Annotated in this window: 11 protein-coding genes; 5 read left to right on the top strand and 6 right to left on the bottom strand. The window is 42.2% G+C overall.

The window, feature by feature from the left end; translation table 11 throughout:
- The first annotated feature begins 43 nt into the window (after positions 1 to 43).
- The 3 genes from ACEN9X_RS05615 to ACEN9X_RS05605 all read left to right on the top strand — a co-directional run bounded on the left by ACEN9X_RS05615 (position 44) and on the right by ACEN9X_RS05605 (position 4,052).
- A complete protein-coding gene (locus ACEN9X_RS05615; protein WP_413669467.1) occupies positions 44 to 1,426 on the top strand; it encodes a M20/M25/M40 family metallo-hydrolase in 1,383 nt (460 codons plus the stop codon).
- Between the two features lie 168 nt (positions 1,427 to 1,594).
- Positions 1,595 to 2,917: an MFS transporter gene (locus ACEN9X_RS05610; protein WP_413669466.1), complete on the top strand. Its 1,323-nt coding sequence runs from the start codon at positions 1,595 to 1,597 to the stop codon at positions 2,915 to 2,917.
- Positions 2,918 to 3,242: 325 nt separating this feature from the next.
- The gene (locus tag ACEN9X_RS05605) at positions 3,243 to 4,052 is read left to right on the top strand and encodes an SDR family oxidoreductase (protein WP_413669465.1); all 810 of its coding nucleotides are present in this window, start codon (positions 3,243 to 3,245) and stop codon (positions 4,050 to 4,052) included.
- Between the two features lie 48 nt (positions 4,053 to 4,100).
- Here ACEN9X_RS05605 and ACEN9X_RS05600 read toward each other — a convergent pair whose 3' ends face one another.
- The 3 genes from ACEN9X_RS05600 to ettA all read right to left on the bottom strand — a co-directional run bounded on the left by ACEN9X_RS05600 (position 4,101) and on the right by ettA (position 6,875).
- Entirely contained in the window at positions 4,101 to 4,529 is a 429-nt protein-coding gene (locus ACEN9X_RS05600) for an SMI1/KNR4 family protein (RefSeq protein WP_413669464.1), read from the bottom strand.
- Between the two features lie 4 nt (positions 4,530 to 4,533).
- Positions 4,534 to 5,070, bottom strand: a complete 537-nt coding sequence (locus ACEN9X_RS05595; protein WP_413669463.1) for a hypothetical protein — start codon at positions 5,068 to 5,070, stop codon at positions 4,534 to 4,536.
- Between the two features lie 122 nt (positions 5,071 to 5,192).
- Positions 5,193 to 6,875, bottom strand: a complete 1,683-nt coding sequence (ettA, locus tag ACEN9X_RS05590; RefSeq protein WP_413669462.1) for an energy-dependent translational throttle protein EttA — start codon at positions 6,873 to 6,875, stop codon at positions 5,193 to 5,195.
- Between the two features lie 523 nt (positions 6,876 to 7,398).
- Here ettA and ACEN9X_RS05585 point away from each other — a divergent pair.
- A complete protein-coding gene (locus tag ACEN9X_RS05585) occupies positions 7,399 to 9,933 on the top strand; it encodes an ATP-dependent Clp protease ATP-binding subunit (protein WP_413669461.1) in 2,535 nt (844 codons plus the stop codon).
- A 148-nt stretch (positions 9,934 to 10,081) separates the two neighbouring features.
- Here ACEN9X_RS05585 and ACEN9X_RS05580 read toward each other — a convergent pair whose 3' ends face one another.
- Positions 10,082 to 11,191, bottom strand: a complete 1,110-nt coding sequence (locus tag ACEN9X_RS05580) for a carboxypeptidase-like regulatory domain-containing protein (RefSeq protein WP_413669460.1) — start codon at positions 11,189 to 11,191, stop codon at positions 10,082 to 10,084.
- 301 nt (positions 11,192 to 11,492) lie between these two features.
- On the opposite strand from ACEN9X_RS05580, the gene ACEN9X_RS05575 reads away from it, so the two are divergent.
- Positions 11,493 to 11,879: a hypothetical protein gene (locus ACEN9X_RS05575; protein WP_121223957.1), complete on the top strand. Its 387-nt coding sequence runs from the start codon at positions 11,493 to 11,495 to the stop codon at positions 11,877 to 11,879.
- A 74-nt stretch (positions 11,880 to 11,953) separates the two neighbouring features.
- Here ACEN9X_RS05575 and ACEN9X_RS05570 read toward each other — a convergent pair whose 3' ends face one another.
- Both ACEN9X_RS05570 and ACEN9X_RS05565 read right to left on the bottom strand, forming a co-directional pair.
- Positions 11,954 to 12,766 (bottom strand): enoyl-ACP reductase, encoded by an 813-nt coding sequence (locus tag ACEN9X_RS05570; RefSeq protein ID WP_091217560.1) that lies wholly within the window; start codon positions 12,764 to 12,766, stop codon positions 11,954 to 11,956.
- Between the two features lie 34 nt (positions 12,767 to 12,800).
- On the bottom strand, positions 12,801 to 13,565 hold the full coding sequence (locus ACEN9X_RS05565) for an energy transducer TonB (protein WP_413669459.1): 765 nt from the start codon (positions 13,563 to 13,565) through the stop codon (positions 12,801 to 12,803).
- Between the last annotated feature and the right edge of the window lie 33 nt (positions 13,566 to 13,598).

Below are 13,598 nucleotides of genomic sequence, written 5' to 3'. Positions count from 1 at the left end.
CCTCAAATAGTACATTTGTTAAAACTGATCTTACTATTTATATATGAAGAAATTTTCCTTACTATTTTCTGCTGCTGCGTTGCTGTGTATTCAGGTAAAAGCACAGGATTCCTTAACTATCCGAAAAATGTACGATGAAGCATTGGTTAACGGCCAATGTTATGAAAATCTGCATTACCTGTGTAAAAATATAGGCCAACGGATCAGCGGTTCGGCCAATGCGCAAAAAGCTGTTGACTGGAGCAAAAAGCTGATGGGAGACTATGGCTTTGATAAGGTTTATTTGCAGGAGGTGATGGTGCCGCACTGGGTTCGCGGAGCAAAAGAAGAAGCTGCCATTATTGATGGCAAAACCCGCATCCCGGTGCCTATTGTTGCCCTGGGCATGAGCATAGCTACACCAAAAGCCGGTATCACTGCCAATGTTATAGAAGTTAAAAGTATCAAGGAACTGGAAAGCCTTGGCGAAAATGTGGTAAAAGGAAAGATCGTTTTCTTTAACCGCGCCTTTGACCCTCGCTTTATTGAAACGGGGGCAGCCTACGGCAATGCCGGCGATCAGCGTTTTATGGGGCCTGCTGTAGCAGCCAAACTTGGCGCGATTGGTGCAATAGTACGTTCCCTTACCGAAATTATTGACGATTACCCGCATACAGGCGCTACACTGGCTACTCCTGGCAGCAAAATCATTCCGGCAGCGGCTATCTCTACAAAAGCGGCCAATAAGCTGAGTGCTATGCTTAAGCTAAGAAAATTCCCGGCTGCTAAATTCTACTTTAAACAAAACTGTGAGCTGTTGCCCGATGTAAAATCATACAACGTAATTGGCGAGATAACCGGTTCTGAAAATCCCAACAAGTTTATCACCGTTGGCGGCCACCTTGATTCATGGGATTTGGCCGAAGGCGCACATGATGACGGGACAGGCGTAATGCAGTCGGTTGAAGTTCTACGCATTTTTAAAACCGTAGGATACAAACCTAAAAACTCGGTACGTGCGGTGCTTTTCATGAACGAAGAGAACGGCCATAAAGGCGGCACCAAATATGCCGAACTGGCTGCTCAAAACAAGGAGCAGCACATCGCAGCAATTGAAACAGATGAAGGCGGCTTTACGCCACGCGGATTCAGCTTTGCTGATGTATCAAAAGATTTTATTAAAAAAGTTAACGATAACTTTAAATCAATACTGGAACCTTACGATGTTGACAAGTTGACCATTGGCGGTGCCGGTACCGATATAGAACCGATGAAGGAAGCCTTGCCGGGCGTAGTGCTGATCGGCTTCCGCCCGGATTCGCAACGTTATTTCGACTTGCACCACACCGCTAAAGACGTTTTTGAAAACGTAAACAAACGCGAGCTTGAACTTGGCGCGGCAGGCATGGCAGCATTAATTTATTTGATAGATCAGCACGGGTTGTAATCGTGATTTTTAGGATTAAAGGATGGCTATGATACTCAGTTACCGTCGAACCCAGACTTACGAAGTTTTTAAAACTTCGTAAGTCTTCGTCTCATGGCAATCCTCTAATCCTATTAATCAAGGTTCTTTTTTTACTACCTTTGCGGCACATCTAAAAAATAATAAATAGTGACCGAAGAAGGCGATAGTAAACCCCGGAAAGTAGACTCCTTTGCAGCATTGCGTTATAAAGATTTCAGATCTTACATAGGCATGCGTTTTTGTTTCACCTTTGCATATTCCATGCAGGCCGTAGTCCTCGGCTTTTATATTTACAGCATCACCCATAGTAAAATAGCGCTTGGCTACATTGGCCTGTGCGAGGCTATTCCGGCTATTGGTATTGCTTTGTACGGCGGATATATCGCCGATAAGTCTGAAAAGCGAAAAATGCTTTTGCTCATCTTTAGCGGCGTTTTACTGACATCGCTGGTTATGTTTACTGTTACGCTCAAAAGCATGAGCAATATTATTCATGCAGCATGGATAGTGCCTATCATGTACTCCATGATATTTTGTAATGGTGTGGCCCGCGCTTTTTATGGCCCGGCTACTTTTACCATTTATGCTAACAGTATCCCTAAAGAATTATACCCTAATGGTAGTACCTGGAGTAGCAGTAGCTGGCAGGTAGCCTCTATTTTGGGTCCGGCCGCAGGTGGTCTGATATATGGTTATGCCGATAAGATAGTACCCGGTTTAACAGGCATTACCGCCGTTTTTGGCTGTATCCTGTTTTTGCTGTTGGTATCATTAGTGCTGGTTTTTATGCTCAGAAAATATCCGGCACAATATGTTCCTAAAGAAAGTATCTGGAAAAGTCTTTCAGAAGGTATCCATTTTGTATTCAGCAATAAGATGATGATAGGCGCTATGAGTCTCGATTTGTTTTCGGTATTTTTTGGTGGTGCAGTTGCTTTGCTGCCGGTTTTTGCCAACGAGATATTGAAGGTAGGTGCTGAGGGATTGGGCATCATGAGGGCTATGTCGTCATTGGGAGCGGTGCTGACCATGCTGGTGATGACGCGTTTTTCGCCAATGGGCAAGCCGTGGCGTAACCTGCTTATTGCCGTAACCGGCTTTGGCTTGTCAATTTTATGTTTTGGTTTATCCACTAATTTTTATTTGTCGCTGTTATTCATTTTTACTGAAGGTGCCTTTGATAGTATCAGTGTGATTATCCGCGGTACGTTGATGCAGCTTTTAACGCCCGATCATATGCGTGGCAGGGTATCGGCGGTTAACCAGATGTTTATCGGTTCTTCAAATGAAATCGGTGCTTTTGAATCGGGCACTGCCGCACAACTGCTGGGCACTGTTCCATCGGTAATTTTTGGTGGTAGTATGACCATGCTTATCGTTGGAGTTACATATTTGAAAACTAAAAAGTTAATTCCATTGTCACTGCGGGAAATTCATGCTCCGGGCGAGGAGGGGATAAAAGAAGGGTAAGAGTAATAAAAGCAAACTCAAAAAGTGTCATTTCGATAGAGCGGGGCAGGGATAGCGCGCCGGGGCGAAAGAGAAATCTTGTACGCGTGGCAAAGCGGCCTTGCTTGTCGGCTTAATAGGGCGTACAAGATTTCTCACTCGTTCCTCGTTTCGAAATGACAATTTTTATTGGTTCTTTCTCCTTTAGTGAATTTTTCATGTAGCCAACATTATTTTTAACCTATCCCCTTGTTTTGCTGGGATATAAATTCACATCTTTACGCTGCCGAAAAACGGCACAAGCAAACCAATAAACAATCAAACAAAACAACTCACCCTTACAACAATGAAAAAGGTAATATTAGTAACAGGAGCATCTTCTGGTATCGGCCTGGCTTGTGCCAATGCCTTACAGGCAGCAGGCCATACGGTTTACGGTTCGTCGCGTAATCTCGACCGTATGAAATCCGTATCATTTAAACCTGTTCAGCTTGATGTTACCGACGATGCTTCGGTAAAGGTAGCTATTGATACCATTATTAAAGCCGAGGGAAAAATTGATGTATTGGTGAACAACGCGGGTAACGGCGTAACCGGTCCGGCATATGCTATGCCAGTTGAAAGTGCCAAGCAGCAGTTTGAAGTCAACTTTTTTGGCGTGATCCGTGTTAGCTCGGCTGTATTGCCTGGTATGATCGAGAAAGGCCAGGGATTGATCGTTAACATCAGTTCATTGGCCGGTTTATTCGGTTTGCCATACCAGGGCATGTATAGCGCCTCAAAATATGCTATTGAAGGTTATTCGCAAAGTTTAAGAATGGAACTGCGCAACACCGGTGTTAAAGTAACCTTGCTTAACCCAGGCGACTTTAAATCAGACTTTAGCCAGAACCGCGCGAAAGTTAAATTCCCTATCAAAAACGATAAACTGGAAACCGAGTACAATGCTGCCGTTGCCGCTATGGAAAAAGACGAAAGCATCGCCCCAAGCCCTGAATCATTAGCTAAAAAGCTGGTTTCGATAGTAGGTTCATCAAGCCCTAAACACCGTTACCTGGTAGGGCAGGTTGGGCAGACCATTGTACCCACGTTGAAAGCTATTTTGCCGGGTGGTTTATTTGAGAAACTGATGAATGATCATTACGGGATAAAGTAAGTTTTGGTATCATGCATAAACATTAAAGCCACCCTGTTTTAAGTGGCTTTATTGTTCTATTTTAGTCAAACCATTCTCTGCCATTATCCAATCGGATAAGCATATCTGAAAAGACGTGCCTATCTCTATAAAATATTCTTCTTCCAGACTCACTAAGTCGGAAAGAATTATGCGATGATACCTGTTGCTTAAAAACTCAATACCTATAAATTCGCCGCCGCCATTGCCTCCTATGCCAAAAACATTAGGGAGATATTTCGCAATACCATATCCCTGGTTTGCTTCTAAAAGTTCATCGGTCTTCCAAAATTGTACATATTCGTTGCCTATAGAACCTTCAAACGCTTCGTAATTTTCCAGGTAAAATTTGTAATCGTCGGGCAATTGAAAGGGGATAGCTTCCAAAATACCCTGTTCCAGAGGTTTAGGCCTTAGTTCAAACTTGTATTTGTTTAATAGCAGCTCAAGTTGTTCCATTTTATTATTTAGATAAGGTTTTACGCTCAATAATATCAAAGCCGAACAAGCCTTTGCGTAAAGTTAAATCAATGGTTTTGAACCCATCTGTTGATGTACCGCAGGGAAGTACGATTTGTTTTTCAAAATTGTCATGTTTGACAATAACATAAGGTTCGCCACACCCTGAACGGCCTTTGGCTAATATGCCTTTATCATTTATTATTAATGAAAGCGACGTGGGGTTTGCATCGGTGCAATAAAAATTAAGCGCCATAAATGAGTAAAGTACTATGCCTCCCCAAGTCAGTATGTTAAATACAAGCTGTTTAAACAAAGAGTCAATTGCTAAATACCTGGGTAAGATTTTAAAAAGAAATGGTGTTGCGGAAAGCCCCGAAAGTACCCAGATAAAAAATGGAATAGAGAAATTGATAAAGGTTAGCCTGTATAAGCCTATCTCGAAACAGGTTAGAGTAATGCCGGTAAAAAACGCAATCGTGAAAAAAGTATTTTCGACGGTTATATCGAGGGCTTTTAAAACCGATTTGAATTTTGTCAACGTTTAGGTAATTGAGTTCAACAAAAAATTGCTGCAAGTTAATATAACCCGCAGCAATTATAAAGCTGAAAGCTTTTGTGTGTTATACCACGGGTTACGCTATCGCTAAACCTGCGGCAGTTTTACGCCGTCAACTTCTTATACTTAATCCTTTTAGGCGCTATGTCACCCAAACGTTTCTTCCTGTTCTCTTCGTAATCAGAATAGTTGCCTTCAAAGAAGTAAACTTGTGAGTTGCCTTCAAAGGCTAGGATGTGCGTACAGACACGGTCAAGGAACCAGCGGTCGTGACTGATCACTACGGCACAGCCGCCAAAGTTTTCCAGGGCTTCTTCCAAAGCACGTAAGGTATTTACGTCGATATCGTTGGTGGGCTCATCCAGCAGCAGTACGTTCGATCCTTTTTTAAGGGTGATAGATAAGTGAACACGGTTACGCTCACCGCCCGATAGTACACCTACTTTCTTCTGCTGATCGGCGCCGTTAAAGTTAAACTTAGATACGTATGCCCTTGAGTTAAGCGGGCGATTACCTACCATGATAGTTTCCAAACCGCCGGTTACGTTTTCCCAAACAGATTTATTAGGGTCAAGGTCGTCATGCATTTGGTCAACATAACCCAGGGCTACAGTTTCACCAACGCGGAAAGTACCGGCATCCGGCTGGTCCTGCCCGGTAATTAAACGGAACAGTGTGGTTTTACCCGCGCCATTAGGACCGATGATACCCACTATACCAGCCGGAGGTAAGGAAAAGCTCAGGTTGTCGAACAATAATTTATCGCCATATGATTTGCTTACGCCATTGGCTTCAATTACCACATTACCTAAACGCGGCCCTGGCGGAATAAACAGCTCCAGTTTTTCTTCGCGTTCTTTGGTTTCTTCGGATGCCAGTTTTTCGTAATTGCCTAATCGGGCTTTTGATTTGGCGTGACGGCCTTTTGGTCCCATGCGTACCCACTCCAGCTCACGCTCCAGGGTTTTCTGGCGTTTGCTCTCGCTCTTTTCTTCCTGCGCCAAACGCTTGGCTTTCTGATCGAGCCATGAGGAATAATTTCCTTTCCATGGGATACCTTCTCCACGGTCGAGCTCGAGAATCCAGCCGGCAACGTTGTCAAGGAAATACCTGTCGTGCGTTACTGCTATAACTGTTCCTTTATATTGTTGTAAATGTTGCTCCAGCCAATCAATAGATTCAGCGTCTAAGTGGTTGGTAGGCTCATCGAGTAATAGCACGTCTGGTTCCTTTAATAACAGACGGCATAAAGCCACACGGCGACGCTCGCCACCTGATAATACCGAAATTTTGGTATCCGGCTCAGGGCAACGAAGGGCATCCATTGCGCGTTCCAGTTTGCTATCCAGTTCCCATGCATTTACAGCATCAATTTTGTCCTGCAATTCGCCCTGGCGGTTCATGAGTTTTTCCATGGCGTCGGCATCCTCATAATACTCCGGAAGACCGAATTTCTCGTTGATCTCTTCGTACTCTTTCAGTAAGGCGGTGGTTTCGGCAACACCCTCTTCAACTATTTCACGCACAGTTTTTTCCGGATCAAGCTCCGGTTCCTGGCTCAGGTAGCCTACGGTATAGCCCGGCGAAAAAACAACCTCGCCTATATTGGTTTTATCAATACCTGCAATGATCTTCAGCAACGACGATTTACCGGAGCCATTTAAGCCGATAACGCCAATTTTAGCGCCGTAAAAAAACGACAGGTATATGTTTTTTAATACTGTTTTTTGCGGGGGATAAACTTTGCTAACCCCTGCCATTGAAAAAATTATCTTTTCGTCTGCCATTATAATTGATCGATAAATAGAAATTCAAATATGGCTAAAATAGCTGAAAAGGAAGCCTCAGATTAATTGATTAGGAGTAGTAATTTTAAACTGATTTTGGAGTTATAATGTTAATTTAAATTTAATTGAACCTTAAACGAAGATACACAACCATCATAATGTGTTAGCCGTATATAGTTATATGACGATAATTACAGGCTAATGCCTAATTGTCATGTTTATGACGAAATGCCTTAAAAGGTGGAAATGTTATTAAATATTTGAAATTTGTTTAAACTTTTTTAGGATATTTATATCAAACAGGTAAGTTTCGTTCGTATATTGTAAAAAAAATGCTTGTTAGCGGGCTTTTCAGATAAAAACTGTTGATTGATGCCAAACTTTGATACATTGCGTATCATTACAATGTCTGTTTCTGCAAAGCTCTAAATGTTGGCAATATTGTTGATGAAAGTAAACAGGCGTCGTAATTTGTAAAAACATAATTTATACATTAGGGCGTTCAATAATTAGAAAGGTATATATGGAAGCTAAATTTTCGCCGAGGGTAAAGGATGTTATTCAATATAGCAGGGAAGAGGCATTACGTCTTGGGCATGACTATATAGGTACTGAACATCTTTTGCTTGGGCTTATCCGCGATGGGGATGGTGTAGCAATTAAATTGCTGAAGGGATTGAACGTTGATACCGCAAAACTTCGCCGCGCCGTTGAGGATGCAGTAAAGGGAACTATTGGAACAAACGTACATATCGGCAGCATCCCGTTAACAAAACAGGCCGAGAAGGTATTGAAGATAACTTATCTGGAAGCCAAAATATTTAAAAGCGATGTGATTGGTACAGAGCACCTGCTGTTGTCTATCCTTCGCGATGAGGACAACATTGCCTCACAGATCCTGGTACAGTTCAATGTGAACTACGAGGTATTTAAAGGCGAAGTTGAATCGCATAAAAACGACGTTACTGACGAAATGCCGGGATCACCTACAGGTGGCGATGACGACTTTAAAGAAGAAGAGTCATTTAGTCAGCCTAAAAAAGTATCTGACATTAAATCAAAAACACCGGTGCTTGATAACTTTGGCCGCGATTTAACCCGCGCCGCCGAAGATGGTAAGCTTGATCCTATTGTTGGTCGTGAAAAAGAGATCGAAAGGGTATCACAAATTCTATCGCGCCGTAAAAAGAACAACCCTATATTAATAGGTGAGCCGGGTGTAGGTAAATCGGCCATTGCCGAAGGTCTTGCGTTACGCATTGTTCAGCGCAAAGTATCACGTGTATTGTTCAATAAGCGTGTAGTTACACTTGATTTAGCCTCATTGGTTGCCGGTACCAAATACCGTGGCCAGTTTGAAGAGCGTATGAAAGCGGTAATGAACGAATTGGAAAAATCACCTGATGTAATTTTATTTATTGACGAGATCCATACTATAGTAGGCGCTGGTGGTGCTTCAGGTTCGCTTGATGCATCAAATATGTTTAAACCAGCTTTGGCGAGGGGAGAGATACAATGCATTGGCGCAACTACCTTAGATGAATACCGCCAGTATATTGAAAAAGATGGTGCCTTGGACCGTCGTTTCCAAAAGGTAATGGTTGAACCGGCTACGCCGACTGAAACTATTGAGATTTTGAACCGCATTAAGGATAAATATGAAGAACACCACGGTGTTACTTATACTCCTGAAGCTATTAATGCTTGCGTTAACTTAACCACCCGTTATATTACCGACAGGTTTTTACCGGACAAGGCTATCGACGCGCTTGACGAAGCTGGTTCACGTGTTCACTTAACCAATATCCACGTGCCTCAAAACATTTTGGATATTGAGCAAAAGATAGAGCAGATCAAGATTGAGAAAAACAAAGTTGTTCGCAGTCAAAAATACGAGGAAGCTGCACAGTTACGTGATACCGAAAAGAATTTGTTAGTGGAGCTTGATCAGGCAAAAGCTGTTTGGGAAGCCGAAACAAAATCAAAACGTTACACTGTAACCGAAGATAATGTTGCTGAAGTAGTATCAATGATGACCGGTATCCCGGTACAACGTGTTGGCCAGGCCGACAGTCAGAAACTGTTGCACATGAGCGATACCGTTGCCAGCAAGATCATTGGTCAGGATGATGCGATCAAAAAGCTAACCCGTGCTATACAACGTACCCGTGCCGGTTTGAAAGACCCTAAAAAACCAATTGGTTCATTCATTTTCTTAGGCCCTACAGGTGTTGGTAAAACCGAGCTTGCCAAAGAGCTTGCCCGCTTTATGTTTGACACTGAAGATGCCCTAATCCAGATTGACATGAGCGAGTACATGGAGAAATTCGCTGTATCTCGTTTAGTAGGTGCGCCTCCGGGCTACGTAGGTTATGAAGAAGGTGGTCAGTTAACTGAAAAAGTTCGTCGTAAGCCATATGCGGTGGTTTTATTGGATGAGATCGAAAAAGCTCACCCTGATGTATTCAATATTCTTTTACAGGTATTGGATGAAGGTCAGCTTACCGATTCATTAGGCCGTAAGGTTGATTTCAGGAACACTATCATCATTATGACATCAAACATCGGTGCCCGCCAGTTGAAAGACTTTGGTCAGGGTGTAGGTTTCAGCACCAACGCTAAAACTTTACAGGCCGAAAGTCACTCGCGCGGTGTTATCGAAAACGCCCTGAAACGTGCTTTTGCACCTGAGTTCCTGAACCGTATTGATGATGTTATCGTATTTAACTCATTAGGTAAAGAAGAGATCTTCAAGATCATCGATATCGAGCTTGCTTACCTGTTTAGCCGTGTAAATGGCTTAGGTTTCAAAATTGAGCTTACCGAAGCAGCTAAAGATTTCATTGCCGATAAAGGTTACGATTCGCAGTTTGGTGCAAGACCGCTTAAACGTGCTATCCAGAAATACCTGGAAGACCCAATTGCCGAGGAAATCCTTAAAGGCGAATTAGCCGAAGGAGATGTGATGGTAGTTGATTTTGATACCGAGACCAAAGAGATCAAAATCACCGACAGAAAAGGCGAAAGCAAAAAACCTGAGCAGGAAGAGCAAAAGTAATTTTGCGGTACTGTAAATAATATTAAAGCCCCGTTTCGATTTTTCGGAACGGGGCTTTTGTTTTTGTCAGAACTCGAATTTTTTGAATTAAATGAATGGGTAGAATGCAAAGCAAATTCCCTTAATTCGTTTAATTCGAGTTCAGACCTTACTTCTTCTCCACCACCGGTTCATAATCAACCGGCAGCATTTCGGCAACGCGGCTTATGCCCCAGTCGCCTTCATAAACAACAGCATGCGGATTTACAACTATACCGTTATTGTCGAAAAAGACGGTGGGTTCATCAAAGGAAACGATGGTGGTGGCGTTGTTAGGCATATTAAAGGCCTGGACAACACTACTTGATGGATCCTGCCCTTTTTTCGTATACATGATATACAGGCAGTCTGTATAGCCTATGGCAAATAAGCCTTCCTGATCTGTCAGTTTGAAAAAGTCGGCCCTGTCCAGCGGCTTGTTGATCAGACTTTGAAGGTATTTATTATTCGGTCCGCCTTTGTAATTAGGGTTGGGTTTACGGATCAGGTGCATCACCACAAAGTTTTCGCTTGTAAGACTATCCTTGATAGCCGCCCGGTAGAAATGCATATTTGAACCGAGATAAGCTAATTGCCGTTGCTTGTGCCATTTACGTTTTTGTTTTTCGGAGCCTTTCAGATCTTCGAAGGTCGACATCCCCTCATAATATAACATTGCCTTTGCAGGATTGTAATTAAAGTTGGTTACTTTATACCTGATGTGATAACCTAGTGCTTTATTTTCAATCTCCATAAAATCATGAGATGTGGCCTTTAGAATCCGGGTAACATCATCGTAGTCAAAATCCAGCACATCCGAATTCAGTATTTTACACTGGGCAGCGTTTTCAGAACTACCTAGGAACTGTTGCCTGAAAATAGCGTAGTATCTTTCGCGGTTAGGATCGGGCCTGATCTTTACCTCATTAAGTTGAAAGGTTTTAGGAATAATGCTGATTGTACCGAGGTCGATATTTACATTGCCGGCCTGCAGGCTATAGGTGTAAGTTTCATAACCTACTATAGATATGATAAAATCATATTTACCAGGCTTCACATTGCTTAGGGTAAACGTGCCATCATCGGCTGTCTTGTTGCCCACTTGGGCGTTATTTAAAAATACGCTGGCATTGGGTACGGGTTTGGTATCGGTCATGTTAATTACCTTTCCGGTAATTTTTACCTGGGCCAAACTACCTATGGGTAATAGTAACAATAAAAACAACAAGGACTTACGCATAGTTAAATTTAAACTAAAATATTAGTTTTCCAATGTGGCTGCATAAAAAATCTTCAGAAAGTATGATCCAACCTTCCCTCAGGGTCTCTCGGAGAGGACCCTGATGTCTACGGTATGCAGATTCGTCGTTCCTCAGGGTCCTTCTGCGAGAGACCTTGAGGGGACATGAAATATTAGTTAAGCAATATGGCGGCATGAAAAATCTTCAGAAAGTATGGTCCGAAATAAAATAATTTAAAAAACGTTTAAACCTTTGAACAAAAATTTGTTCATACAGTTATAATAACTAACGCAATACTTTATGAAAAAAATCTTGACTTTAATTTGCTGCACTATTGTACTTGCCGCAACATCGTGTAAAAAGGAGTATGTAACCACCAGTCCAAGCGCTACTACCATTTTTGACACCACTCCAAATTTTGTACTTGACAATAGTATCAACGGTTATACCACTACCTTAGCGGTGCCTGAAATCACCGATTATTATAATAATCATGGTGCTGTATTAGTATACCTGGAAGATAATGGTACTTATGAACAATTGCCGGATGTTTATGGTGGTATAAGCTATAGGTTTGTATATACCAAAGGTACGCTGTATATTGATGCGCAAAACGCTGATGGAAGCGTGCCTACAGGAAACGGTATTCCCGGCCCATTAAAACTTAAAATAGTATTAGTACCGTAATTTAATCGTACTAACAAAAAAAGGAGCCTTGCAATACGCAAAGCTCCTTTTTTGTTTAAAGATATATTTTAAGATTACTTAGCCATCTGATCAATAACTGCCTGGGTTACGCCGGTGAACGAGAAACCACCATCGTGATACAGGTTTTGCATAGTAACCATTTTAGTCAGATCGCTGAACATGGTTACGCAGTAATCAGCACACTGATCAGCATCGGCATTACCCAGCGGGCTCATTTTTTCGGCAAATTCGATAAAGCCGTCAAAGCCTTTAACACCTGAACCTGCAGTAGTGCGGGTGGGCGACTGAGAAATGGTATTAACACGTACTTTTTTAGCCATACCATACTCGTAACCAAAGTTACGGGCTATGCTTTCCAATACCGCTTTGTTATCGGCCATATCATTGTAGCCAGGGAAGTAACGTTGGGCAGCGATGTAGCTTAAAGCCAGTACCGACCCCCATTCGTTAATAGCATCATGTTTCATAGCCGCTTGCAAAATGCGGTGAAGGCTTAATGCAGATATATCAAACCCTTTGTGGGTAAATTCGTAGTTGTTTTCGTAGTATGGAATGTTTTTGCGTACGTTAACGCTCATACCTATCGAGTGCAGGATGAAATCAACCTTACCGCCAAAGTGTTCAAGCGTTTTAGTGAACAGATTGTTGATATCATCGCCATTGGTAACATCGGCACCAATAACCGGCGCATTGCATTCTTCGGCCAGTTTATTGAGTTCGCCCATGCGTAAAGCAATAGGGGCATTTGATAATACAATTTCAGCACCTTCCTGTACAGCGCGTTGTGCCACTTTCCAGGCTATTGATTGCTCATTTAGTGCACCGAATATGATGCCTTTTTTGCCTTTTAATAAATTATAAGCCATTTGTTAAGTTTTTATAATTAGGGCAAAGTTATAATTATTTATCAGTTAGTATAAATTCAACCGAAACAGTTTGCGCTGCCACAACCGGTCGGCCGTTTTCAATAGCCGGTCGCCAGCAGGAGAGGGATTTTATGATGTTGATCAGAGCTTCTTCGCAGCCGTAACCTATGCCTTTCAGTATTTTAAAATTAACCGGAAAGCCATCACGTTCAACCTGAAAACCAACCGTTATCAATCCCTCAATGTTGTTATCAATGGCTTTTTGGGGATAATGCAACTGCTGTTTTATCAGTTCAATAAAATGCTCGTTTCCGCCTTCAAATTTGGGAGGCGCTTGAAAACTAAATTTATCAATATTAGCAGTGCTATAAATCACATCAAATGATGGCGTTATTTTCCGGTGCTTACGTACAGCGGTAACGGCAATAGGTTTTTTGTCCGTTATATCTATAGGAGGCAGCGAGGCAAGGTAGATGATCATATACCTGCTACCTTTATTATAAACAGGTACGGTATTGTACAATACACTTTTTTCAAAAGTTAGCGTATCATTAAACTTAGCCCCTTTTAATTCGAAATAGCCGCTACTATCAGTGGTAGCGCCAACGTGCCATGAAGGGGCTTCCATCCAGGGGTTGGTTGATTCTAAACCGATGTGTTTAATGGGCCTACCCATTCTGTCATAAATGTATCCCCGAATATTAATGGTATCCCGTTTAATAACTGTATCAGGTTTACTTTTCTGGGCCAATAACTTAAACGAAGCCAAAAGCATCATCGCACACAAAAATAATCTCATTGCGGTTTAGGTTATATGTTTAATTGAGTGAGA

It is taken from the genome of Mucilaginibacter sp. Mucisp86, assembly GCF_047324315.1.
Lineage (GTDB): Bacteria > Bacteroidota > Bacteroidia > Sphingobacteriales > Sphingobacteriaceae > Mucilaginibacter.
The sequence above is the reverse complement of the archived record's forward strand: the minus strand, read 5'-3'. Positions and strand labels throughout refer to the sequence as shown.